Annotated in this window: 18 protein-coding genes and 2 riboswitches; of the genes, 14 read left to right on the top strand and 4 right to left on the bottom strand. The window is 42.5% G+C overall.

Annotated features, from left to right (window positions below; translation table 11 throughout):
* Window positions 1–239 precede the first annotated feature (239 nt).
* On the top strand, window positions 240–1,754 hold the full coding sequence (locus CSV64_RS07035) for a S8 family peptidase (RefSeq protein ID WP_099634040.1): 1,515 nt from the start codon (window positions 240–242) through the stop codon (window positions 1,752–1,754).
* Between the two features lie 67 nt (window positions 1,755–1,821).
* Here the strand turns inward: CSV64_RS07035 and CSV64_RS07030 are convergent, their stop codons facing one another.
* The 3 genes from CSV64_RS07030 to CSV64_RS07020 are packed head-to-tail and all read right to left on the bottom strand — an operon-like array spanning window position 1,822 to window position 4,378.
* On the bottom strand, window positions 1,822–2,862 hold the full coding sequence (locus CSV64_RS07030; protein ID WP_099634039.1) for an ABC transporter substrate-binding protein: 1,041 nt from the start codon (window positions 2,860–2,862) through the stop codon (window positions 1,822–1,824).
* On the bottom strand, window positions 2,859–3,611 hold the full coding sequence (locus tag CSV64_RS07025) for an ABC transporter permease (RefSeq protein ID WP_099634038.1): 753 nt from the start codon (window positions 3,609–3,611) through the stop codon (window positions 2,859–2,861). The genes CSV64_RS07030 and CSV64_RS07025 overlap by 4 nt, the downstream gene beginning before the upstream one ends.
* Window positions 3,608–4,378: an ABC transporter ATP-binding protein gene (locus tag CSV64_RS07020; RefSeq protein ID WP_099634037.1), complete on the bottom strand. Its 771-nt coding sequence runs from the start codon at window positions 4,376–4,378 to the stop codon at window positions 3,608–3,610. Before CSV64_RS07020 ends, CSV64_RS07025 begins: the two co-directional genes overlap by 4 nt.
* An 85-nt stretch (window positions 4,379–4,463) precedes the next feature.
* Window positions 4,464–4,561: riboswitch (TPP riboswitch) on the bottom strand.
* A 141-nt stretch (window positions 4,562–4,702) separates the two neighbouring features.
* Window positions 4,703–4,890: riboswitch (cobalamin riboswitch) on the top strand.
* Window positions 4,891–5,008: 118 nt separating this feature from the next.
* Between CSV64_RS07020 and CSV64_RS07015 the strand changes: the two genes are divergently transcribed.
* The 3 genes from CSV64_RS07015 (at window position 5,009) to CSV64_RS07005 (ending at window position 12,546) form a co-directional block, all read left to right on the top strand.
* Window positions 5,009–8,734: a DUF4430 domain-containing protein gene (locus tag CSV64_RS07015; protein WP_099634036.1), complete on the top strand. Its 3,726-nt coding sequence runs from the start codon at window positions 5,009–5,011 to the stop codon at window positions 8,732–8,734.
* A gap of 146 nt (window positions 8,735–8,880) precedes the next feature.
* Window positions 8,881–9,450, top strand: coding sequence for a TetR/AcrR family transcriptional regulator (locus CSV64_RS07010; protein WP_099634035.1), 570 nt, complete (start codon window positions 8,881–8,883; stop codon window positions 9,448–9,450).
* 39 nt (window positions 9,451–9,489) lie between these two features.
* The gene (locus CSV64_RS07005; protein ID WP_099634034.1) at window positions 9,490–12,546 is read left to right on the top strand and encodes a YhgE/Pip domain-containing protein; all 3,057 of its coding nucleotides are present in this window, start codon (window positions 9,490–9,492) and stop codon (window positions 12,544–12,546) included.
* A gap of 163 nt (window positions 12,547–12,709) precedes the next feature.
* Here CSV64_RS07005 and CSV64_RS07000 read toward each other — a convergent pair whose 3' ends face one another.
* Entirely contained in the window at window positions 12,710–13,030 is a 321-nt protein-coding gene (locus tag CSV64_RS07000) for a GRAM domain-containing protein (RefSeq protein WP_099634033.1), read from the bottom strand.
* Between the two features lie 928 nt (window positions 13,031–13,958).
* Between CSV64_RS07000 and CSV64_RS06995 the strand changes: the two genes are divergently transcribed.
* The 10 genes from CSV64_RS06995 (at window position 13,959) to CSV64_RS06945 (ending at window position 24,955) form a co-directional block, all read left to right on the top strand.
* Window positions 13,959–14,936 carry a LacI family DNA-binding transcriptional regulator gene (locus CSV64_RS06995; protein ID WP_099634032.1) on the top strand — a complete coding sequence of 326 codons (978 nt, stop codon included), beginning with the start codon at window positions 13,959–13,961 and terminating at the stop codon, window positions 14,934–14,936.
* On the top strand, window positions 14,936–15,814 hold the full coding sequence (gene rbsK, locus CSV64_RS06990) for a ribokinase (RefSeq protein WP_099634031.1): 879 nt from the start codon (window positions 14,936–14,938) through the stop codon (window positions 15,812–15,814). The genes CSV64_RS06995 and rbsK overlap by 1 nt, the downstream gene beginning before the upstream one ends.
* Window positions 15,811–16,200 carry a D-ribose pyranase gene (gene rbsD, locus CSV64_RS06985; RefSeq protein ID WP_099634030.1) on the top strand — a complete coding sequence of 130 codons (390 nt, stop codon included), beginning with the start codon at window positions 15,811–15,813 and terminating at the stop codon, window positions 16,198–16,200. Before rbsK ends, rbsD begins: the two co-directional genes overlap by 4 nt.
* A gap of 16 nt (window positions 16,201–16,216) precedes the next feature.
* Window positions 16,217–17,713: a sugar ABC transporter ATP-binding protein gene (locus CSV64_RS06980; protein WP_099634029.1), complete on the top strand. Its 1,497-nt coding sequence runs from the start codon at window positions 16,217–16,219 to the stop codon at window positions 17,711–17,713.
* A complete protein-coding gene (gene rbsC / locus CSV64_RS06975; protein ID WP_099634028.1) occupies window positions 17,700–18,641 on the top strand; it encodes a ribose ABC transporter permease in 942 nt (313 codons plus the stop codon). The genes CSV64_RS06980 and rbsC overlap by 14 nt, the downstream gene beginning before the upstream one ends.
* A gap of 15 nt (window positions 18,642–18,656) precedes the next feature.
* The gene (gene rbsB, locus CSV64_RS06970; RefSeq protein ID WP_099634027.1) at window positions 18,657–19,592 is read left to right on the top strand and encodes a ribose ABC transporter substrate-binding protein RbsB; all 936 of its coding nucleotides are present in this window, start codon (window positions 18,657–18,659) and stop codon (window positions 19,590–19,592) included.
* Window positions 19,593–20,313: 721 nt separating this feature from the next.
* On the top strand, window positions 20,314–21,567 hold the full coding sequence (locus CSV64_RS06960; protein WP_099634026.1) for a M20 family metallo-hydrolase: 1,254 nt from the start codon (window positions 20,314–20,316) through the stop codon (window positions 21,565–21,567).
* A 35-nt stretch (window positions 21,568–21,602) separates the two neighbouring features.
* Window positions 21,603–21,827: a hypothetical protein gene (locus tag CSV64_RS06955; protein ID WP_099634025.1), complete on the top strand. Its 225-nt coding sequence runs from the start codon at window positions 21,603–21,605 to the stop codon at window positions 21,825–21,827.
* Window positions 21,827–23,290 carry a sodium:solute symporter family protein gene (locus CSV64_RS06950; protein WP_099634122.1) on the top strand — a complete coding sequence of 488 codons (1,464 nt, stop codon included), beginning with the start codon at window positions 21,827–21,829 and terminating at the stop codon, window positions 23,288–23,290. Before CSV64_RS06955 ends, CSV64_RS06950 begins: the two co-directional genes overlap by 1 nt.
* Before the next feature lie 39 nt (window positions 23,291–23,329).
* Window positions 23,330–24,955 (top strand): amidohydrolase, encoded by a 1,626-nt coding sequence (locus CSV64_RS06945; protein ID WP_099634024.1) that lies wholly within the window; start codon window positions 23,330–23,332, stop codon window positions 24,953–24,955.
* Window positions 24,956–25,417: the final 462 nt, after the last annotated feature.

Here is a 25,417-nt window from a genome sequence, read left to right as displayed (position 1 = left end):
ATAGATACCAATGTAGTCCCGATTATACTATGACTGGCGGGATTATTCTAGAAGTAAGGAAGATTGTTGCATACAGGGAGTAGGTCGCAGGATATTCATAATAGTGAATCCTTCAAAAATTATCATGTAAAGTAGTCCTATACTATGAGTAAGATGTATGAAGATGGTAAATGGTGAGTTATAATGGTTTAAAAGAATCCCATATTACTAAAGTGTGGTAGGGAAGAAAAGAGGGACGAATGAGAAGACAGCATCATATAGTTTTGAGTATGTGCATTGGCTTGCTGGCGTTACTTGGGTTTCAAGGGGTGGTCAGTGCGGAAGATTTTACAAATGAATTTTTGGTAGAGTATGAAGAGAAACGCCAGACATTCTCACTGGATGGAAGCTTACCCGGAGTAGAAAGCCGTGAAATAATTACGGATGAAGTAGAGTTATGGAGCTTTACAGATTCAGATGACATGCTGTTAATGAAGGAACAATTACTAGACGATCCAAACGTCTTACATGTTGAGCCGAATTACGAGCGCTATTCGCACGTTGTATTCAATGATCCTATTCTTGTGAAGCAGTGGTGGATTCCACAAGTGAAGCCGCAGTTGATTTGGTCTAGGGTGCAGGAGCAGAAGAAAATGACCGTCGTGGCAATCATTGATTCTGGCATTGATCTGAAACATGAGGATTTACAGGGGCGTATTCAGCCGGGCGGTTATAACTTTTACGCAAATAATTCGAATGTTCAAGACGTCAATGGTCACGGAACAGCTGTCGCAGGTGTAGTCGCGGCTAAGGCTGGGAATAATCTAGGCGTAGTGGGTATTGCGGGAATATATGAAACCAAAATATTGCCGTTGAAAATCACGCATCTGAACGGCCTCAGTAAAGTGTCGGATAGTATCAAGGCGATTGATTACGCTATTAAGAAACAAGTCGATGTGATCAATATGAGTTATGGAAGCAGCGACCGATCTCAACTGGAGGAAAAGGTCATTCAGCGTGCAGTTGACTCGGGTATCACGGTCGTAGCATCTGCCGGGAATGATGCAACAAAGGGGAATTCGATCATGTTTCCTGCGTCCTATCCTTCAGTCATTTCAGTTGGAGCAACGGAAAGAGATAATCAGCGTGCTTCCTTTTCAAACTATAACTCTCACGTGAGCTTAGTTGCTCCGGGCGCAGCAATCACTACAACTGCAATCCATAACAGCTATACGTCGTTCAGTGGAACATCTTTCTCGGGACCCATTGTGGCGGGGGGAGTAGCTTTAGTGAAATCTTTGAAGCCTGAAGCGACGCCTTCTGAGATTAGACAGTTACTTGAAATGACCGCGACAGACTTAGGGGCACCGGGTAAAGACATTCATTATGGTGCAGGATTAGTCAATTTAGAACGACTTAGCAACGCGTTGCCAGCTTTTACAACACCCCCGCCACCATCTGAATTTACGGGCGATTTTCCTGAACTAAATGTACAAACGAATAAAGTATTCACCATCAAATTTACTAGTGAATTACTACACGGTAAAGATTATGCAAGACATATTTATATTACCCGCTCGCCAAATAGTGCAGAGCGTATCGAAAGTTTTACAGCAAGAGTAGATCCTATAAACAGTAGGCAATTACTCATTACACCAACTACCGAATGGCAACAAGGCGTTCATTATTTACGTGTGGATCGAGGGTTGCAGAATAAAAGTGGCGTTGCGATGAAGAAGTCGTTTGCTGTGAAGTTTACCGTACTGCCTCGCTAATTTTATATAATCGAAAAAGGCTATTGCGATCCGTCAAGGAGACTCTCGCAATAGCCTTTTTTATGTGTTACTTTGTAATTTTAGAAAACATTTCACCTGTACTGATATCTAAAATCATATCGTCGATTTCAGGTTTCGTCTTGATCATTTCCATTTCATGTAGCCAGTCTCGTACTTCTTCCCAAGACGTTTCGTCCAGTGTCCCAAATGCTTCACCTTCTGTATCCATCTTGGGCAATAAGACATTCAAACTTTCTGTTTCAATTGCTTTGTCTAACGGGAAGTTTGCTTGATCTTGGTTGTTCAGCAACAGGTCGAGAGCTTCTTCAGGCTGTTCTACCATGAATTCATAGCCTTTTTGTGCTGCGCGCCAGAACGCTTGGATGGCGTCTCGTTCTTTATCCCACGTCTCGTCACTCGTTACCAACACAATTTCACTATAATTCGGCACACCGTAGTCTACTGGATTAAAATAGCGCGTTTTGAAGCCTTTTGAATTCATGACAGGCACTTCGTGGTTAATGAATGTTCCTGTCACGGCATCGGCACGTTTTGAAACGAGTGAAGATTCGAGTTCAAATCCAACGTCGATCATATTCACTTTGTCATAATCGCCGCCGTCATTTGTGACCATCGTTTTAATTAGAGATTCGTTTAATGGAATTCCAGGGTAGCCAATCGTTTTGCCTTCGAGATCTTTAGGAGATTGAATCGGACTTTCCTCCAGCATGACGGTGTAATTTAGCGGTTCACGCACGATAGAAGCGATTGCTTTGATCGGAATGTCTTCATTGGCTTGCGCTAAAATGACATCCGGTTGGTAATACAGTCCAAGTGTCACTTTTCCTGCTGCGGTCAAGTTCATAGGGTCTGTCGGATTGGCAGGGAATTGAATGTCCAATTCCACGTTTTCTTCATTGAAATAGCCTTTTTCCTGGGCTACATAAATATAGCTATGTACTGCATTTGGATACCAGTCGAGCATGATGCTGACTTGTTTCTTTTCATTGTTCGGTGTCTCATCTTGATCTGTAGCGGGTGTATTATTCGTACATCCAGCTAGCAATAAAAGTAGAAACGTGAGGCTAAGGAACAGACGTTTTTTCATTGGTGATTCCTCCATTGTAAAAAGTGTTTTTCCAATACGACGACGAGTAGAAAGAACATAATACCTACTGCAGAAAGCAAGACGATCGGTGCAAATACAGCGGCACTGTCAAATTGCGTCATCATTCTTCTGCTGAAATATCCAAGTCCTGCCTGAGCGCCTAGCCATTCCCCAATAGCCGCACCAATTACACTCAGTGTGACCGCCACTTTGAGTCCAGAGAAGAAAGACGGCAAGGCGGAAGGTAGGTCTAGTTTATAGAAGATATCTTTTGCGGACGCGCCCATTGTTAGCATTAATTCCCGTAAGTTTTTATCTGATGAGCGTAAGCCGTCGAAAACGCTGACAGTAATCGGGAAAAACGTGATCAGTACGGTGACCGCCACTTTACTCCAAATACTGTAGCCAAACCACAAGACGAAAATCGGTGCCAGCGCGATCACGGGAATCGTTTGCGACGCGATCAGGATAGGGTAAAACGCCTGCTCGATCGGTTTCTTACTATACATGGCAATTGCCAGTGTCGATCCGATTATGATCGAAATCGATAAGCCAATCAAAATCGTTAACGCCGTCGGAGGTAAGTGGTGGATAAACAGCTCCGCTTTCAGCTCCCATAATCGGATCAGAATCGCTGAAGGAGACGGGAAGAGAAAGCTTTTGTCGTATAGACGTGCGCTGATTTCCCATAAACCAAGTAAAATCACAACGAAAAGTAGTGACCAACTATACGAAGTGATGTTCTTCATAGCCGCGCCTCCGAACGAAGCTCGCTGATGAGTTGCTCTTTCAGTTCTATCAGTTCAGGTCGTGCCAAGTCCCGCATAGTACGAGGTCGGCTGAGTGGTACGATGACTTCGCGAATCGTCTGTACTGGTTTTTCCGCGAGTACAAAGATGCGGTCCGAGAGAAATAGTGCTTCGTCGATATCATGCGTGATGAAGACGATCGTTTTGTCGAGCTTTTGCCATTGATCGATCAGCCATTCTTGCATTGTCAGCCGTGTAATCGCATCGAGTGCGCTAAACGGCTCGTCCAGTAAGAAAATAGTAGAGCCGGTCAAAATCGTCCGCAAAAAGGAAACACGTTGTCGCATGCCGCCTGATAAATTTCCAGGGTAGGCATTTTCTTCACCAGGCAATCCGAAATCAGCGAGTAGTTGGATGATTTCATCAGAAGAAGGTGTACTGCCTTGAAGTTCCAGTGGCAATCGAACATTTTCAAGAATGGTTCGCCATGGCATGAGCAAATCTTGTTGCGGCATATAGCCGACTTTGCCTAACCGCTTCTCTGTCACTTCTCCGTTCAATGAAATTTCTCCACTGTCAGGATTCTCAAGCCCTGTGACGAGTCGGAACAATGTGCTTTTCCCGTAACCACTTGGCCCAATGATGCTGACGAATTCGCCTTCATTCACATGCCAATCGACTTGCTTGAAAATAGCAGTTGGTTTCGAAGCATTCGTTGCTTGATAATGAAAGGATACGTTCGTAAATTCTAAAACTTTAGTAGTCATCATTCTTACCACTTCTCATTTCTTCAAAAAATACACACAAAAAAACCACTTCTCTGTGCGAAGCGGTTGCATAGTACGGCCGAAATCCGTCATATGTCCACTTCCCTCCGCTAGCATTATCTAGTGCAGGTTCAAGGGTTAAGGCGAACGCCTCTCTCAGCTACAGCACCCCTAGTGTTTATCCATCTCTTATCGTTACATAGACTGAAAAGATAGTCAAGATAGCACAGGAATTAATTGGTCAATTATAGGAATTTGGTAAATACCGTAAACGATAAAAATCTTGCTATTGCAATTGTTATGTCGACTCCTTATGATTAAGAGTAGTTTATAGCGTATTTTGGTGTTTTGCTAGCTTGCAAGACTTAAAAAGGAATCAGGTGAAAATCCTGAACGGTCCGGCCACTGTAATTGGAAAGTGACTTCAGACAACCACTGGTATTTGTACTGGGAAGGGTGAAGTTGCGTTTGTATCCATAAGTCAGGAGACTTACCATAATACCATGCTTACAACCTTCCGGAAAAAGGTATGTATGTTGTGTTGTATTATGTATGTCTAAACACGCATCCATCCTTGTCTCTTTCCGGAGGCGGGATTTTTTTATTGAAAAAAATAGGGGGTAGGAGACGTTGAGGAATGGTAGTCGAATAAGTAAGATATTATCTGTGTGGCTAAGTTTGATGTTGGTATTGTCGTTTGTAACTCCAACAGTACAAGCGGTGGATACAGGTGTAGAGAATACAAAAGGAACAGTTGTCGAGCAGACAAATGTGGAAGAATTACTAGCTAAAACCGTTCAGTTTTATAAAAACAAAGGAATGAAGTTGGATTCATGGCAAACATTAGTTGGCCTTTATGCAGCAGGTGAAGACCTGAATGATGGCGAGTGGGTATTACCAGAATGGCAAAAGGTAGAGCCAAGTCATCTGGAACCTATACATCATGGAACAGAGCATATCCGCTTTATCTTCGGATTACTTGCAATGAACGAAGATCCAGCTGATGCATGGGAAACGAATCGTAACCTTTATGTAGAATTGGCGTCACAACAAAACGAAGAGACAGGCTCATTTGGTGGTATTAATAAACATATGTGGGCTTTGCTTGCGATGGATACAGGCGAACGTCTAGGTGCCGATTTAGGCGAGTGGAATGCGGATAAGAAACAAAAAGCACTTCAGTTTTTAATCGATAAACAAAATCCAGATGGCGGATATTCATTCTTCGGTCCGGTTTCAGACCCAGATATGACAGGTATGGGCATGATTGCTTTGTCTAACTATCAAGGGGAAGAAGCGGCAGATGCAGCTATTGAAAGAACGAAGAACTTATTACGAGCTAGACAATTAGACATAAAGTCGGGTGGATTTAATTCGCCAGGTAATTTTGGAATGGGCGATAATGCCAACTCCACAGCGACAGCGATTTGGGGTCTAGCTGCAGTAAACGAAGACGTACTAGCAGAAAAATGGCATGTTGGAGATCGTACAGTAGTTGATGCAATAAAAGGTTTCCAGTTGGAAGATGGCTCTTATAAGTGGAAAGTAACGGATAAGAGAACCAACTTAATGGCAACAGAACAAGTATTGCTAGCGCTTGCAGACATGAAAGCGGGAAATTCTGTTTGGAATCGAATTGCTTTAAAAGCAGAGCAACCAACAGCCTACGTGAAAATCGATGGGTTAGATGCACCGATACTCTTAGATACTGAAGTAACTTTCGAAACAGGCAGTACGATTGTACAAGTGGTTGAACAGTTGTTAAAAGAACAAAATATTCCTTACGAATTGGATCAAGCGAAAACGAATTTTGTAACGATTAACAACGTTCAAAATGGAAATTTACATGGCAGTGATCAGTGGGTTGTTGAGCTTAATGAAGATTCAGCTACTTCATTGATCGATAAAGCATTAAACGAAAATGATAAGATTCACATTTTCTATAAACGCAATGCCGTTCTTGAATCCATTACGAAGTTGAAAGTCGGGGACAAGGATCCGACTATTGAACTCACATTAAGTGGAGACACGTTTACGGAAGCGGCTTCAGACGTTAGTAACTGGACTATAGGTAATGGAGTCCTAACAGTTGGCTCCGTTACGGTTGAAAGTAACCAAAAAGTACTTCTACATGTGCAAGGCGAAGTACCAAATGCAACGTTATCCATGACTGGACTTGCTAAAGTAGTGCAGTCGAATGTACACACTACTGCGAATAATACTCCGGCCATACCAGAAGTTATTCGTACGGTAGACGATATGCTTGCGGATACGTTACGTTTCTATGAAGTGGAGAGATATAATAATGCTAATTTCAGATGGAGCATGCCTGGAATTAGTTGGACGGAATTGGTTGCACTGGGTGCATCTAGTTCTCAATTAAGCGACGGCACAGCACAATTACCAGATTGGCTCACTAAAGATCCAGGATTACAAAAAGATGAATCAGATACGCATCATATTCGCTATATCTTCGGTTTGCTAGCAGCTGGAAAAGATCCATCTACTGCATGGGAAACTAAACGAAATCTTTATGCAGAGCTAGCAGCACAACAAAAGGCAGACGGATCAATTGGATCTATAAATAAACATGCATGGGCGATGCTCGCTTTAGATACAGGTGAGAAACGCGGGCAAGATGTAGGAACGTGGGATAACACAACAAAAGAGAAAGCCTTGCAACATGTATTAAAGCAAGAAAAGGAAAAGGGCGGATTTTCGCTTTCATTAGAAGCTAAAGACGCAGCTGATCCCGATATGACTGGCATGGTCTTATTGGCACTAGCAAATTATCAAGATGATAGTGCGGTGAATGCCGCAATTGAACGAGCGAAACACGTCCTACGCGAACAACAACTGGATACAGCTGGCTGGGGCGCTTTGGGAGAAAACTCTAATAGTATTGCGACTGTAATCTCAGGCCTTGTTGCGTTAGGAGAAGACGTTACATCGGCTGATTGGCAAAAGGGTGGGAAATCACCTGTAGATGCATTAAGCAAATTCCAAACGAAAAATGGGGCATTTGCCTTTACTTTACCTGCTGATCAATGGGTCAATGCGAAAGCTTTAGAGCAATCATTCATTGCCCTACAAGAAATCAAAACAGGCAAATCCGTTTGGCAACAATTTTCTGATGTGGAAAATGTAGAGCCGCCAGTAGAAGCTGTTGATAAAGCACAATTAACAGCGGCTATTCAAACAGCAGAGGAAAAATTGGCATCCACTCAAGAAGGCACAACTGCAGGAACATTCACAAAAGCTTCACGTGATCAACTGCAATCAACAATCGTAGATGCGAAAGCAATAGAAGTGAATGAAGAAGTAGATCAGCAACAGGTGATCGTAGCAATCAGTGATTTGAAACAAGCAATTACTCAATATGAGAATTCAATAATTAAGCCAGTAGTAACTCCACCAGCAGATCCAACGTATATTACGTTTTCTGTAGAAACACGGACAATGGGTACTGGGGATATTATTAGCCCGAAACAGTTTAAAATTGAGTCGGGAGATACGGCATTCACGATACTAAAACGTGAAGTAGATAATCGCTCCATACCAATCAAGTTTTCTGGAATAGGTCCAACTATATACGTCAAGAGTATAAATAATTTAGGAGAATTTGATGGCGGTCCACTAAGTGGCTGGATGTATTCAGTCAATGGTGAGTTTCCGCAGTATAGTGCCGGAATTTATGAATTAGAGAAAGATGATATTTTACGTTGGCAGTACACGAAGAACTTGGGGGAAGATATAGGGGATAACTGGACTCCAACACCGAAACCAGATCCAAAACCAGATCCAAAACCAGATCCTACACCTGAACACTCAGTCGATACACCTGAAAACGTAAAAGCGACCATTACAGATGGAAAGCTACAAATTCAAGTGAAAGATGAAAAGACAGGAGAATTCCAACCTGCCAAAGTAGAGAAAACAGAAGTGTTGGATGGAATTATGATCGTTCAAATTGGGGAGACGGGCGAAGTACTGGATGCATTAACAGGTCTTGAACTGCCTGCAGGCATAGTGCAAGCGGTAGTGCTCGATAATGATCAACCGTATAATTATTTTGATTCTGAAAGTGAAATTAAAACGACAAAAGAGTGGAACATCAAGTTTTCTGGTACATTACAAAATGATCCTGCGAACTTAGATAACGTAGTTGTTCGAAATGCAAAAGGCGAAATCATTAAGGTTTCTACAACGCTTGGAGAAGATGGAAAGTCGTTAAAAATTAAGCCAACTACTAAATATACACAAGGCGAGCTATACTATTTGACGATTACCGAAGTGAAGTCAGCAAATGGGAAAGTGATTAAAGAACCTATTCGAAAAGTATTCGTAATCGAATGAAAACTGCAGACTATCATGCAAGTCATAAAATATGGCTTGTATGATAGTTTTTTTGTGCAATATCTTGCATTCATTCATTAATCTATGTAATATAATGACTAACAGACCGAAACGGTATTACGGTCATTTCTAAAGGAAGTGTCATAATGGATCGTAGAGAAGAAATCATGTTGGCGGCTGAAAAATCATTTTCGATGTTCGGATATAAAGCAACGACGATGGATCAAGTAGCGAAGATCGCGAACGTGGGGAAGGGCACAATCTATACGTTCTTCTCGAATAAAGAAGAGTTATTTCATTCGATTGTCTGGAAAATGGTCGGAGAAATGAAAGATGTTTCTGAACAGACAGCTATTGAAGGTGCGTCGTTTCAAGAGAATGCCCATGCACGTATTATGCAGTTGCTGAAATTTCGCGAGACGCATCAGTTATTCATTAAATTAATTGAAGAAGAGAAAGAGTTGCGTACACCGGCTGTAGGAGACGCTTTAACTTCTATAGAGAAGGAAATATTAAAATTCATTGCAGGAAAGATTGAGCGTGGAGTCGCAAAAGGTGAATTGAAGCCATGCAACAGCGAACTGATTGCATTTCTTTTATTCAGATCTTATGTAGCGCTAGTTAATGATTGGTCCAAAACGCATGATGAACAGCTGACAGAGAAGCAAATAACGGACGTTTTAAACGGGACGATCTTCTCCAGTTTGTTAGTCTAACGTGCACATGACGGAATATAGAGTGAGGGTTTATACGAAATGAATAAAATATGGTTTATAGTCAGACGGGATCTCCGAAATATCTTCAAGAATAAAGCAGCACTCATTGTCATAGCGGCGATTGCGTTTCTACCTTCGCTTTATGCCTGGATGAATATCCTCGCGTCGTGGGATCCGTATTCTAATACGAAAGGCGTGGAAGTCGCGGTCGTCAGTGAAGACGTAGGGGCGAAAATCGAGGACAAGGAATTCAATGTCGGAGATGAAGTAATCGTCTCACTGACGACCAACGATGATCTCGGTTGGCAGTTCGTAACGAAAGAGGAAGCGTTAAAAGGCGTGAAACACGGTGATTACTATGCTGCGATCATCATTCCAGAAGATTTCTCAGAGAATTTAAGCAGTATCGTTACAGACGATATGAAAAAGCCAACATTAGATTATTATATTAACGAAAAAATCAATGCAATTTCCCCGAAAGTTGCGGGGAAAGGTGCGTCTGCTATCGTAGAAAATATCGATAAAACATTCGTTGAACAAACGAATGAGGCAGTCATTAAGGTATTCAATAATTTGGGAATTGAACTGGAAGGCAATCGTGGAAATATTGAAAAGCTACGTGACTTAATTTATCAATTGGAATATGATATTCCAGATATTTATTCGAAATTACAGATGGTAGATAAAGGTTTGGATTTTGCAGATACTTCTATCGATCGCGTAGATCTTGTGCTTGATGACGTCAATGCGGTGCATGCCAATGCGAAAAAGTTGAATGCACGCTTGATCAGTAAGTTGCAAGAGAATGAAAAGACCGTGGATAACACGTTGCGCGTCATTACATCCAACTTGGAGAGTGCGCAAACAGCATTCCGTAAAGTACCTGATCTGACGAGTGAACTGTCAGGCAAAGGGGAAGATGTCGATCGTATTGTCGATTCGCTACGTGATAAGCAAGGCAAATTGGAAGATACGAATGCACGTTTAGATGATATTTATGAGTATTTGAAAAAACAGGATCAGAATCTAAAAGACTCAACAAATATTAAAGGCTTGCAGAGCTCCTTGAATGAGAGCGCCACAGACTTAAACCGTCTGAAAAAGAATTTGGAAACAATTATTTCCGATTTGCAGAGCGGTAAAAATCCAGCGACCGATTTAATTACGCAAACACAATCGTTGTCGGATAAACTCGCTGAAGATATGGATAAAATTAAAGGGAATTACGAAAATGTATTATCCCCGCAAACTCAAAAGCTGATGAAACAGCTAAATGAGCTGTCTGCGAATATTACGGGCTTATTGGATCGTGCGACTGAAGTGAATAGCAATGCGCAGAAAGTCGTTCAAGGCTTGATCGATAAGCGTGAATCTATTGATTTTAGCCAATATCAGGAACAACTCGACAGTATGTCCACTGCAATAGAAAGTCAGATTGGTAAAGTGGATTCTGTGATTTCTGTTTTAGAAGCTGCGGGTAAAGTGACAGGCAGTGACGTACTTGGCGGTCTACAACAGCGATTCGTCGCGTTTCGTGATCAGTTATCATCGACTAAACAAGCTATCGATAAAGTGCAAGCTGCCATCAATAAAGGTGAGAAACCGAGCCTCGAGTTGTTGAATCAACTTCAAGGACAGCTACAGGCGAGTCAGCAAAAGATTGTCGATGCACGAAATCAATTTGATGCGAATAGCCAAAAAGCGATAAAAGATGCGATTGAACAGTTACAAACTTTCGATGAGGGACTGCGTGATCGCTTCAATGAACTACAAGCATCGAAGACAGAAATTGATGAGAAGCTCGCAGGCTTGCTAGAGACAGCGGAAAATCCTGAGGTTACGATCGGTGCTCTTCAAACGATGGTCGGTCGAATCGATAATGGACTTTCAGCAATTGGTTCCATTAACAATGGATTAAAGGATCTTGAGAAATTCATTAATTCGGATAAGCTGTCTGGCGAAATCGAACGAATTAAAACGGTTCAAGAAAGCTTGTCATCTGCCAATTCATCCGTTGACGGTTTAGTTGGTCGGATCAATGAATCGAAAGCGAACGGCAAAAGGCATTTAGCTGAAGTCGATCGTGTATCAGGCGAATTGGATCGTTCAGTTGGTGAAGCTATCGATTTCGTCAATAGTGATTTAACGAGAAAGTATAAATCCGCGATGCGTGATGCAACCAATGCATTGTATGACGTGTCCGACGTACTAGATGAAGTAAATGGCCGGATTCCACGTTTACGTACTGCGCTTGAAAAAGCGGATGCAGGAGTGGTTCTTGGGAAAAAAGATTTGGAGAAAGCTCAGCAACTCTTCCCAGAAGCTCGTGATACGATTGAAACAATGGCAGAAAAAATCCGTAAGTTAGAAGATGAAGGGGACTTGGATAAATTATTAGATGTTCTCTCGACGGATCCGATAGGCGTCAGTAAGTTTCTCGCTGAACCGGTCGTCTTAAATGAACATGCCTTATATCCGATTCCAAACTACGGTTCCGCAATGAGCCCATTCTATACGACCCTTTCATTGTGGGTGGGCGCATTGCTCATGGTATCCACGCTGAAAGTGGATATCCGAGAAAAGACACGTTTCAAGAGCTATCAAACGTATCTTGGACGGTTAATTATCTTCGCGGGTATTGGTGCGGTTCAGTCGTTGATCGTCACACTCGGCGAGTTATTCATTATGAATGTCTACGTCGTCGACAAGATACCCTTTGTATTATTCGGTGTACTGATCAGTGTCGTATTCGTTTCCATCGTCTACACGCTCGTGTCCGTATTCGGTAACACGGGTAAAGTGATCGCGATCGTGTTGATGGTCATGCAGCTCGGTGCATCAGGAGGTACATTCCCCATCCAAATGGCACCAGAGTTCTTCCAAAAGATCTCTGCATTTATGCCATTCACGCATGCAATTACGTTATTGCGTGAATCGATCGGCGGAATTATCTGGGCAGTAGCGTTAAAACAAATCCTCTTTTTAATGATCTACTTCGCGCTATCACTTGTAGTAGGACTTGGATTGAAGAAGTTCTTTAATAAATCGAGTGATAAGTTTATTGAGAAGGCGAAGGAAAGTAATATTGTGATGTGATGGAAATGATTCGATAGATAGAAAGACTGCGCTGGAAGTCATGTTTGTTGTGATGACTTCTAGCGGCAGTCTTTTTTTGTTTAGAGAGCTGGGGGAGGAACCGCGCCATAATGTTTAAAAGAGCTGTCCGCGAGTTGGGCAGCTCTTTCAAACTTCATTGTATTTACATCAAATCCCAAACCGTCTTGATAATATCATCGCACTTCACAAAAAGTGAACTCTCTAAAACAAATGTATGCAGCGACCCATCTTTTAACTCGACGGTAATTCCGTTTGGGACAATACCCAATACGTAAGAAGAGTCAATATTATTGATGTCGGTAATATTGAACTCCAAAATATCTCTTTTAAAATGCATAGTGTATGGCTGGAAGATGAAACGTTGATTTGTAATAAATAAATTCCCACTGACGTAATCTATACTTTTGCGTAAGTCCACAGGTATTTCATATTGGACTGTTTCATTTTCTCGATAATTCGTCATGCGGATCTCTCCTCTATGGATATTATCTATGACTCTAATTTCATTTTACCTCTATAGATATGTATAGACAAGATAACTTGATTGGCTTTGGAGATTGTGTGGAAGGGAAGTGATCGTTGTTGTTCGGTGAGTGCTCTATTGTTTGGGGTAAGTGCTCTATGAAGATATGTATCCGCTCAATTTAAGTCCGCGTCCGCTCAATGTGTGGGTTCAAGTGCTCTATAGCCCGCGTTAACCGCTCAATACAAGTCCGCGTCCGCTCAATGTGTAGGCTCAAGTGCTCTATAGCCTGCGTTAACCGCTCAATGCAAGTCCGCGTCCGCTCAATGTGTAGGCTTAAGTGCTCTATAGCCCGCGCCATTCGCTCAATCTATGTCCACTGCCGCTCAATGTGTAGGCTTAAGTGCTCTATAGCCCTCGCCGTCCGCTTAATCTATGTCCACTGCCGCTCAATGTGTGGGCTCAAGTGATCTATAGCCCGCGCTATCCGCTCAATGCAAGTCCGCGGCCGCTCAATGTGTGGGCTCAAGTGATCTATAGCCCGCGCCGTCCGCTCAATGCAAGTCCGCGTCCGCTCAATGTGTAGGCTTAAGTGCTCTATAGCCCGCGTTAACCGCTCAATACAAGTCCGCGTCCGCTCAATGTGTAGGCTTAAGTGCTCTATAGCCCGCGCCATCCGCTCAATGCAAGTCCACTGCCGCTCAATGTGTGGGCTTAAGTGCTCTATCAACCGCGCCACCCGCTCTATGCAACTGTACAACCGCTCAATCCCCCAAATCCCCCAACAACAATACTCCCACATCTAACCTAATATTCACTCAATAAACCCCACCCGACGCAAAACTAGTTCACTATTGACACTAAAAAACCTAGTCTGTTATCATTATGTGTAACCGGTACCACATAGAACAGAATGTAGGTGAAATAGTTGGCAAATATACGGGATGTGGCTAAGGCTGCTGGTGTTTCAGTAGCGACTGTTTCACGCTATTTAAATAATAAAGGATACATAAGTGAAGAGGCGAAACGGGTGATTGCTAAGGCGGTGGATGAGTTGAACTACCAGCCTAGTATGATTGCCCGTTCTCTTAGTACGAAACAATCTACTTTTATTGGTTTGATTGTTCCGGATATCGTCAATCCGTTTTTCCCGGAACTGGCGCGTGCGATCGAGGATGTTGCGCTAGCGTACGGGTACACAGTGATTTTGTGTAACTCGGATGAGGATTTGGAGAAGGAAATTAATTATATTAAGACGCTACAACAGAAATATGTGGCGGGTTTCATCGTTGCGACGAGTCATGCGGAAGCGGATCATTATATGGGTTTGGATATTCCGATTGTCGCGATTGACCGAAGAATTCATTCGTCGATCCCGTATATTGCGACGGATAACCGCGAAGGTGCACGTATTGGAACGCAGCATTTATTGGATAGTGGTTGCACACAGATTCTTTGTATGCGGGGGCCATCGGGATTAGGTCCTGCCGATGATCGATTTGCTGGGTTCACTGATGCAGTGAAGGGTAAAAATGTAGAAACACATGTAATTGAATGTCCGTTCCATTTTGATATAGCGGAGACAATGGTGAAGAAGGTGTTGCAAGAAGTGCCGATTGACGGAATTTTTGCGAGCAGTGACGTGACGGCAGCTGGCGCTATGAAAGCTGCGTATTCAGCGGGGATTCATGTACCGAGTCAGCTTCAAATCGTTGGGTATGACGGTACGATGTTGGCGAGCCAATTAACACCAGGTTTAACGACGGTAGCGCAGGACTTGTATAGAATCGGTGCGATGGCAGCGAGGATGCTTATTAAATTAATTGAAGGGCAAGAGTTGACGGAGCGTGAAGTATTGATTCCGGCAGAGTTGCTTATTCGCCAAACAACAAGGAGTGAAGCATGATGATAACGGTGATTGGCAGTGCCAATATGGATTTGGTCGTTGGCACGAAGAATTTCCCTGATCAGGGCGAGACGGTTCTTGGCAATGTGTTCGATACAGTGCCGGGTGGAAAAGGTGCGAATCAGGCAATTGCTGCGGCGCGACTTGGCAGTGAAACACATATGGTTGGGTGTGTGGGAAATGATTTATTTGGTACGAGTATTGTAAATAATCTTCAACAAAATACAGTCGGTGTCACCGGTGTAGCGACTGTAGACGGAGCTTCTGGCATCGCAAATATTTTGTTGTCAGAAGGGGATAATCGGATTATCGTCGTACCAGGTGCCAACTCTTTGTTGATGCCGTCTCATATTGACGAAATAGAAGACCAGCTCAGGCGCAGTGACTTGGTGATGCTTCAATTGGAAATTCCGATTCCTACTGTTATTTATACATTAGCGAAGTGCCAAGCGATTGGTGTTCCGGTGATGTTGAATCCTGCTCCAGCGGGCGGATTCGAGCTCGATATGATGCCTTCAATTACGTATTTAACGCCGAATGAAACGGAATGTGAACAAATCTTCGGCATGGATATGGTGAGCGCCTTAGAGAAGTATCCGAACCGTTTAATTATTACTTTAGGTGACGATGGTGCGCGATTCTTTGATGGAGAAAAGCATGTCATCGTAGAAAGCTTTAAGACAAATGTCGTGGATACAACAGGCGCAGGTGATACGTTTAACGGAGCGCTTGCACATGGAATAGTAGCGGGAATGGAACTGGAACGAGCGGTTCGTTTCGCGAATGCGGCCGCTTCCCTTTCTGTAGAAAAGTTCGGCGCACAAGGTGGCATGCCTTCAGTTGAAGAAGTGGAAGCGCGTTTGGAGGAGAGTCGATGAAAAAGCATGGCATGATCAATCGCGATATTGCGGCTGTGCTGGCTAAAATGGGTCACACCGATCAATTGACGATTGCAGATTGCGGTCTGCCGATTCCTGAAGGTGTTCCGTGCATCGATCTTTCGTATACGCTTGGGAAACCAGGATTCACGGAGATTTTATTGGAATTACTGAAAGACTTTCAAGCAGAAAAAGTATATATTGCAGGCGAAATAAAAGCAGAGAACCCAACAATCTATAATGAAATTACACAACTAGAATGTCCGATAGATGAGCTGACACATGATCAATTAAAACAACAATCAAGACAATCGAAAGTTATTATTCGTACAGGAGAGTCGACACCTTATGCCAATATTATCGTACAGTCAGGCGTCATATTCTGAAAGTGGGTGTGCAGAGATGATTGCGATGAACGGGATATCGAAAAGTTTTAATGGAAATAAAGTACTCGACAATGTGGAGTTTACTGTAGTCAAAGGTGAAATTCATGCGCTTATGGGAGAGAACGGTGCAGGGAAGTCTACGATGATGAAGATTTTGACAGGGATCTATACGCGTGATTCAGGAGAAATCTACGTCAAAGGGAAGAAAGTAGAATTCAAGAATGCTAAAGAAGCCGAGGCTGCGGGCATTGCGGTTATTCACCAAGAGCTCAATATTTTACCTGACTTGACAGTTGCGGAGAACTTTTATTTAGGGAAAGAAAAGACTTTCGGGAAAACAGGAATTTTGAAGACGAAGGAAATGAATCGTCAAGCAGAAGAAATTCTATCGAAGTTAGGCTTGCATGTTGATGCACGTACCATCACGCGTGAATTATCTGTCGGTAAACAGCAGATTATTGAGATTGCGAAGGCGGTTTCTTCTAATGCTGAACTGATTGTGATGGATGAGCCGACTGCAGCACTGACGGATCGTGAAATTGAAACGTTATTTAAAACGGTTCGCGCTTTGCAAGCTGAAGGCGTTTCATTCGTTTATATTTCGCACCGAATGGAAGAAATTTTCGCGATGTGCGACCGCATTACTATTCTGCGAGACGGTCAATACGTCGGTGTGCGGAATATAAAAGATACGACGTTTGATGAAATTGTGCAGATGATGGTCGGACGTGAATTGGGCGAACGATTCCCAGCGCGTGCGTGTGAAATAGGCGATGTGAAATTGAAAGTAGAAAGTCTCTCGCGCAATGACTATTTTGAAGACGTGTCGTTTGAAGTGCGAAAAGGTGAAATCGTCGGGATCGCCGGCTTAATGGGTGCTGGTCGTACGGAAGTGATTCAATCGATTTTCGGCTTTAAGAAACCGACTGCGGGCAAGGTTTTCATTGACGGAGAGCAAGTCGTTATTACGAATCCTTTACAGGCGAAGAAGCTTGGGATTGGATACGTTACGGAAGACCGGAAATCTGAAGGGTTGATTCTCGAATTTTCGGTTCGGGAAAATATGTGCCTGACGAACTTCAATCGAATTTCAAATTCAGGGGTTATTCAACGAACGAAAGAGAATCACCTGTATGACACGATGTCTAAACGTCTCGGTGTTCGCACGTCTGGACCTGAACAAATCGTCAAGTCGTTGAGTGGCGGTAACCAGCAAAAGGTAGTCATCGCGAAATGGCTTGGTATTGAGCCGGATATTCTGTTTTTGGATGAACCGACAAGAGGCGTCGATGTTGGAGCGAAGAAAGAGATTTACAGCATTATCAATGAATTGGCTGAGCGTGGAGTCGCGATTGTAATGATTTCATCCGAACTGCCGGAAGTAATCGGCATGGCAGACCGTGTGCTTGTCATGCATGAAGGCCAATTGATGGCAGATTTACCGAAAGAAGAAATGACACAAGAACGAATTATGCATTTTGCAACAGGAGGTGACAAAGTTGTCCAAGACTAATATGAAATCGTCATTACAGAAATTAGGACCGTTCATTGGTTTATTATTGATCGTCGTCATTATTTCCGTAATGAGTCCAAGTTTTTTAACGCTGAACAACTTGTTCAACGTATTGCGTCAAGTGTCTATTAACGCATTGATTGCGTTCGGGATGACGTTTGTTATTTTAACCGGTGGAATTGATTTATCAGTTGGGTCGATTCTCGCATTAACCGGTGCCGTGACAGCGGGTATGATGTCAGGCGGTATGGATCCAATTTTAGCCATGTTACTTGGCGTATTACTAGGTGTGCTGCTCGGTGCAATCAACGGGTTGATCATTGCGAAGGGGAAGGTCGCGCCATTTATCGCGACACTTGCGACGATGACGATATTCCGTGGATTGACTTTAGTCTATACTGAAGGACGTCCGATTTCAGGGCTTGGCGATTCATTCACATTCCAAATGCTCGGTAAAGGATATATTTTCGGTATTCCGGTTCCTGTCATCACGATGGCGATCTCCTTTGCAGTGCTGTACTTTATATTGAAGAAAACGACATTCGGACGCCGTGTGTACGCGATCGGTGGTAATGAAGAAGCGTCACGTCTATCCGGAATTAATGTCGATCGAGTGAAGATTTATGTTTATTCATTGGCAGGCGGTCTAACGGCAATCGCGTCATTAATTTTGACATCACGCCTGAACTCCGCACAGCCAACAGCAGGTAATATGTTTGAACTCGATGCCATTGCTGCCGTTGTACTTGGCGGGACAAGTTTAACTGGCGGTCGCGGTTGGATTGTCGGTACATTAATTGGTGCATTGATTATTGGTGTTTTGAATAATGGTTTGAATTTGATAGGCGTATCCTCTTTCTTCCAACAGGTAGTAAAGGGTGCAGTAATATTAATCGCAGTGCTCTTAGATCGCAAAAAAACCGCATAAGGAGATGTGAATTGTATGAAAAATATCAAATGGTTACTACTTATGGCCGTCGTGCTCGTTTTGGCTGCATGTTCATTAGAACAACCCGGTTCGAAATCTTCATCAGATGAAAAAGGCGAGGCTGGAAATGAAGGCGAAAAAGCGTATAAAGTTGGGCTTTCGGTATCGACGCTAAACAATCCATTCTTCGTAACATTGAGTGAAGGCGTGAAGGAACAGGCGAAAGAGTCTGGATCAGAAGTCATCGTTGTCGATGCACAAGATGATGCGTCGAAACAAGCAAGTGACGTAGAAGATTTAATTCAACAAGGTGTAGATTTGTTGATCATTAACCCAACCGATTCTGAAGCAGTTGTATCTGCAGTGGAATCAGCAAACAGTTCGAACATTCCGGTCATCACAGTAGACCGCAGAGCAGAAGGTGGAGAAGTTGTATCCCACATTGCTTCAGATAATAAAGCAGGCGGCGTGTTAGCTGGAGAATACATGATCGAGTTGCTTGGCGAAGATAACCCACAAGTAGCAGAGCTTGAAGGGATCGCGGGTTCATCCGCAGCACGTGACCGTGGAGCCGGCTTTAACGAAGCGGTTGACGGCAAAGTGAATATTGTAGCGAAACAAACAGCGAACTTTAACCGTGCAGAAGGTTTGACGGTAATGGAAAATATTTTACAAGCTAACCCAGACATTCAAGGCGTATTCGCGCATAACGATGAGATGGCGTTAGGTGCATTGGAAGCGATTCAGTCAGCTGGTAAGGATATTACAGTCATTGGATTCGACGCAACAGACGACGCGATTAAATCGGTCAAAGACGGTAAGTTGTCTGCCACGATTGCACAAAAGCCCGAGGAGATTGGGGTTAAGGCAATGGAAGCAGCGGTTGCTATGTTGAACGGCGAAGACGTAGACGCAGATATTCCGGTTGATTTGGAGTTAATTAAAGAGTGAGTTTTAGATTTAGTTTAGGGGAAGCTCTCTGGCCAGATTTTTTGGCTGGGGGGCTTTTTTTGTTTTGGAGGGGTTTGTGGGTGGGAGAGTGGTGGGGCGGGGATTGAGCGGATATGGCGTGTGATAGAGCGGTTGCGGACTGCTATAGAGCGAGTAGTCGTTGTGATAGAGCGTTTGCGGGCTATTATAGAGCGAATAGCTGATGTGATAGAGCGGTTATGGGCCTCAATAGAGCGGGATGTCCCATGTGACATGGCGGTTGACACTATAGAGCGGATAGCCGACATCATAGAGCGTATACGGTCTACCATTGAGCGGAAATCCTGTGTGATAGAGCAGTTGTGGCTCCTGATAGAGCGTATACGGCCCACGATAGAGCGGAAATCCCGCGTAATAGAGCGTTTACGGCCCGAGATAGATCAGATACCCCATGTAATAGAGTAGTTGACTCACATGGTCCGGTATCCAACTGCTTCGTAGGACAATCATTATTGTATAAAGTACAAGTTATTATCATATGCATAGAATGTAAACGCTTGGACTTTATTTACAAGAGGAAGCGAGGTTACTACGCTGGTCTGTTCTCACGTGGTATTCAAAATTGTATAAGACTATCCGTTTGTGTAACTATGCAATACCTTTATATGAAGTGTAATGAAAATTGTGACAACTGTATGCATACCAAGTAACGGAAAGATTTAATTCAAAGGGGAGTGTCTAAATGAAAGCGTTAACATATTCAATTCATGCAGGTAGATTGAATGATAATCTACAAGTTTTAGGAAGAATAGGGAAAATTGGTTCCACTGGAGTCTCCAGACTTGCACACTCACCTGAAGATAAAGAAGCGGTGTTACATGTGAAAAAGTATATGGATCAAATCGGTTTAAAGACGGAGATTGATCAATTTGGAAACTTAATCGGGAGAATGGATGGGGTAGCGAATGATTCGCCAGCTTTAGTAATTGGTTCACATATCGATTCGCAACCTTATGGTGGAAGGTATGATGGGGCGCTTGGAGTAATCGGGGCGATTGAAGTGTTGGAAACGCTACACGATAAGGGAATAAAGCCTGAAATACCTATTGTTATATATGCCTTTGCTGATGAGGAAGGATCACGATTCAATAAGGGCTTGTTTGGTGTCAGAGGCATGTTAGGGAAATTAGAGGAGGGAGAGCTCGAACGGAGTGATAAGAATGGAGTGACAAGGCGTGAGGCGCTCATCAAATTTGGTTGTGACCCATCAAAGTTTCAAGAGTCCCTTATTGACCCTTCTACAATAGCAGCATTTTTAGAGCTTCATATTGAACAAGGACCTGTATTAGAAGCCAAAGATGAACCTGTTGGAATTGTTACGGGAATTTCTGGCCCTTTATGGTTGACTGTTCAAATGGAAGGCTTAGCTGGTCACGCTGGATCTGTGCCGATGCCTATGCGTCAAGATGCTTTAGTTGGTGCCGCTAAAGTCATTGTAAAGCTAAATGAGTTAGCCCAAGAGGTTTCCGGAGCACCAACAGTCAGTACAGTCGGAAGTTTGGAAGTATTTCCTGACTCTCGTAATATCATTCCTGAAAAAGTTACTTTTACAGTTGATTTGCGGGATATTGATGAAAGTCGACGGAATCAGATTGAACAAGTTTTCCTTCAAGAGCTAGAAAAAATTGCAGTTGAACATAGCTTGTCTTATAAAGTCAGTGAAGATACGCGAAATGAACCTAGATTTTGTAATGAAAATATTATGCAGATAATGAGAGAAGAAAGTGCGGAAATGAATTTAACACCACCAGAATTAATGAGTGGCCCTTTTCATGACTCGCTTGAAATGTCCTATGTGTGTGACTACGGTATGATTTTTGTTCGTTCAAAGGATGGTATTAGTCATAACCCGAAAGAATATAGTTCGCCAGAGGATATTGCGCTTGGAGTGGAGCTGCTCTATAAGACTGTTTATAGAATGGCTTGTAAAACGTAATAAATCAAAATGAATATAGGTAATGGAGGGATTGGATGAGCAAAAAGAAGTTCAATACTATTTATATTATGATCGTTACTGTTCCTTTTTTATTGTTAATATTTCCTTTATTTGAGCTAGCAAACCGAGCTACTCCTATCATTATGGGTCTACCTTTTTCATTTTTCTATATCATTCTATTAATTTTACTAACTTTTTTAGGGGTTTTAATTTTGTATAGATTTGATCCAGACCATAAGTTAGAAGAAGGTGATGAATGATGGAACATTGGCTAATTGCATTAATTATCATGATTGGTTATTTAGTAATCGCCTTGGTTGTTGGAGTATGGGCGGGTAAAGGACAGGACTCCAGTTCCCTAGATGAATTTGCTGTTGCAGGAGGTAAATTGGGATTAATCGTCATGTGGTTCTTGATGGGGGGAGCTGTATTTAGTGCTTTCTCATTTTTAGGCGCACCTGGTTGGGCTTACGAAAAAGGGGCACCTGCTTTTTATATTATTATCTATACAGCCTTTGCGATACTACCTTGGTATATTATCGGGCCTAAAATTTCGAAGATCGGGAAGAAGTTCAATCTTTACACGTTATCTTCATTTTTTAGAATTCGTTATAGAAGTAAGACTCTCGGAATAATAGTTGGTTTACTTGCATTACTAGCTTCTATTCAATATTTAGCTACCCAGTTAACAGGAATGGCACACATTTTTAATATTATGACAGAGGGGAGAATTCCTTTTTGGCTCGGAGCTCTACTTGCGTACGGAATTGTTGTTGTTTATGTGGCAACAGGAGGACTACGAGCTGCCGCTTGGTCTGACGTGTTCCAAGGGTTACTCATGATCATTATTTCATGGGTTGTAGGGATAGCAATCGTGAATCAGTTACACGACTCTGTGGGCGTTATGTTCACAAATATTGCTACAGAAAATCCTGGGTTCTTACAGATAGGAAAAGAAGGTTCTACGATGGGGACGATACCATTTACAACAACTATTTTAGTATCTGTAATTGGATTCTTAATGTGGCCACATCTATTTACAAAGTCATATGCATCCAGCCCTAAAGTCATTAAGAAAACAGTTTTGGTTTATCCGATATTCGCGCTATTCTTAATACCTTTATTGCTAGTTGGATTTGCAGCCAAGGGCATTGTAGATGCGAATTTGATTGATAGTGCGGATCAGATACTCCCATTCTTGATCACGACTGTCATGAATCTACCAGGATGGGTGTATGGGCTAGTTGGCGCAGGTGCACTGGCGGCTGCCATGTCATCTGCTGATGCGATTACACACAATGCAACCTTGGAAACAACGGACGGTGTGATTCGTACAATTTTCAAAGATCTATCCGATAAGACCGTTTTAAAGATTATGCGTATAGGTGTATTCGTTATCGGAGGATTAGCTTATATTATCACCATTTTCGGGGGGCAAGGATTAATTGTCTTACTCTTAGGAGCTTATGGGGCGATTGTACAATTTGCTCCAGGAGTTTACAGTGCCTTGTATTGGCGGGGAGCAACGGCAAAAGGAGTAATCAGTGGATTGGTAGTGGGAGCGATATTGAATTTCTATTTCCAACTAGTTGCAGACTCCACACCATTTGGTATTCACGCAGGAATTATTGGACTGATTGTGAATGTTATAATAATGATCATAGTAAGTTTGCTGACAAAGTCAGAGAGAAGCGAGGAAGAAGACACTTATATTCGTAGCTGATCAATCCAATTATAATTTAGTACAGAGAGGTGATCTATCGTGCATGCAGATATCGTATTTACTAATGGAGAAGTGATCACGGTCGATAAGGATTCTTCCATTATGGAAGCAGTAGCAATAAAAGATCATACGATCATCGAAGTGGGACAGAATGAGAATGTTGGTAGGTTTATTGGAGAAAATACAAAAGTAATCGACCTGGAAGGAAAATCCCTTCTTCCAGGTTTCATAGATCCGCACTTACATTTAACTATTTATGGAACGAACTTGCTCGGTATAAACTGTGCGAATCTCGAAATTGATTCGTTGGAAATCTTATATGAGGAAATGAAAAAGAAAGCGGAGCATACTCCAAAGGGAGAGTGGATCCGGGTTACGGGCTTTAATGAACAGGCGATTAAAGAGAAATGTTTCCCTACTATACAAGAGCTCGACGCAATATCTGTTGAACATCCGATTGTGATAATTCGAGTTTGTAATCATACATCCATCGCGAATAGCAAAGCGTTGGAACTAGCAGGTTTCACAAAGGAGTCTGAAAATCCTGCTGGCGGTGAGATCGAGCGTGATTCAAATGGAGAATTAACAGGAAAAATGATTGAGAATGCACATATGCAACTATTCTCTATAGCAGACTATAGTGCAGACGAAATTGCAAGTGGATTGAAATTAGCATCCCAGATATTTGTGGAGTCTGGCATAACGAGTTTGCATGATGCCGGTAGTTACGGATGGGGACCAGATATTTTAAAGCTGATGAAAAAAAGTATAGACTCGGGTGATGTGAAAAACCGTGTCTACGCTCTCATTGGATCATTGACGGATTCTGAGTCATTCGTTCGGCATATGATCGATGCAGGCGTGGTTACTGGAGATGGCGATGAATGGTTTAAAATTGGACCGGCTAAACTCTTTACAGATGGCAGCAGTACAGGCCCCACTTTAGCCACAAGAGAACCATATAACAGTGACCCGACAGATACAGGCATATTATATTACGACCAGGAAAGAATGAATGAAGTTCTAGGAGAAGCTCACAGCAAAGGATACCAAATCACTGCGCATGCACAAGGTGATCGTGCGATTGAAATGGTGTTGAATTGTATTGAAGAGGCGCTAGAGAAACATCCGCGAATAGATCACCGGCATCGTATTGAGCATGGTGGAATAGCTAGTATAGATCTTCAGGAACGGATGAAGGAATTAGGAGTTGTAGTCATTCCTAACCCCGCTTTCATGTATGTGAATGGTGATGCCTATCTCGAATATTACGGTGATCGCGTAAATGTGATGTATCCAGCAAATGATTATTTAGAAAAGGGAATCCCTTTTGCATTTGCCTCTGATACGCCTGTAGTAGACCATAATCCTCTTCTTGGTATTCATGCGGCAGTGAATAGAAAAACTGTTTCAGGCCATGATGTAGGAATTTGTCAGAGAGTGAGTGTGCTTGATGCCATTAAAGCCTATACATACATGGGTGCTTATGCGAGTTTTGATGAACAACAAAAAGGCAGTATTGAAGTGGGTAAATTAGCTGATTTGGTTGTGCTGGATCAAAGTGTTCTATCAGTAGATATAGAGAGTATTAAAGATGTAACTGTAGAATTGACGATGATCGATGGAAGAATAGAGTATGAAAAACAAGCTATTTATCAGAAGTAAGCAATGTTCTATATCGATTTTATGAAGGATTTAATAGTAGTATCCAGCAAAGATAGCCATTCGAATATCTTCGGATGGCTTTTATTATGGAAGAATTCAACTGGCTACAAATATTGATGTTTTTATAAGCGTGAGTAGCACATATTGCACAAGGATATAACACGTTCTCTAGGTTTGTTAGTAAATCTCTAGCATAAATCATTTCGTCGAAAATGATATGCAAGACATAGTGACTAAAGGTTTTTGGCACTAAATAACAATGTGTCCAATGTATGACTGTCCAATTATTACTATACTATGTCAAAGGTTTAGAATAGCTAGATTCTATTAAGATGGGAGCATTCCTGTTAGAAGCTTTTTCGGGGACTTGAACACAAAGAGCCCTCTTGGTATGATGCGGGGTGTCAAATCTGCACGAATTGACCCCTAATTTACATACCAAGGAGGACTCACAATGAATTT

The organism is Sporosarcina sp. P32b, assembly GCF_002743335.1.
Classification (GTDB): domain Bacteria; phylum Bacillota; class Bacilli; order Bacillales_A; family Planococcaceae; genus Sporosarcina.
This window is presented reverse-complemented; position numbering and strand designations above follow the sequence as displayed.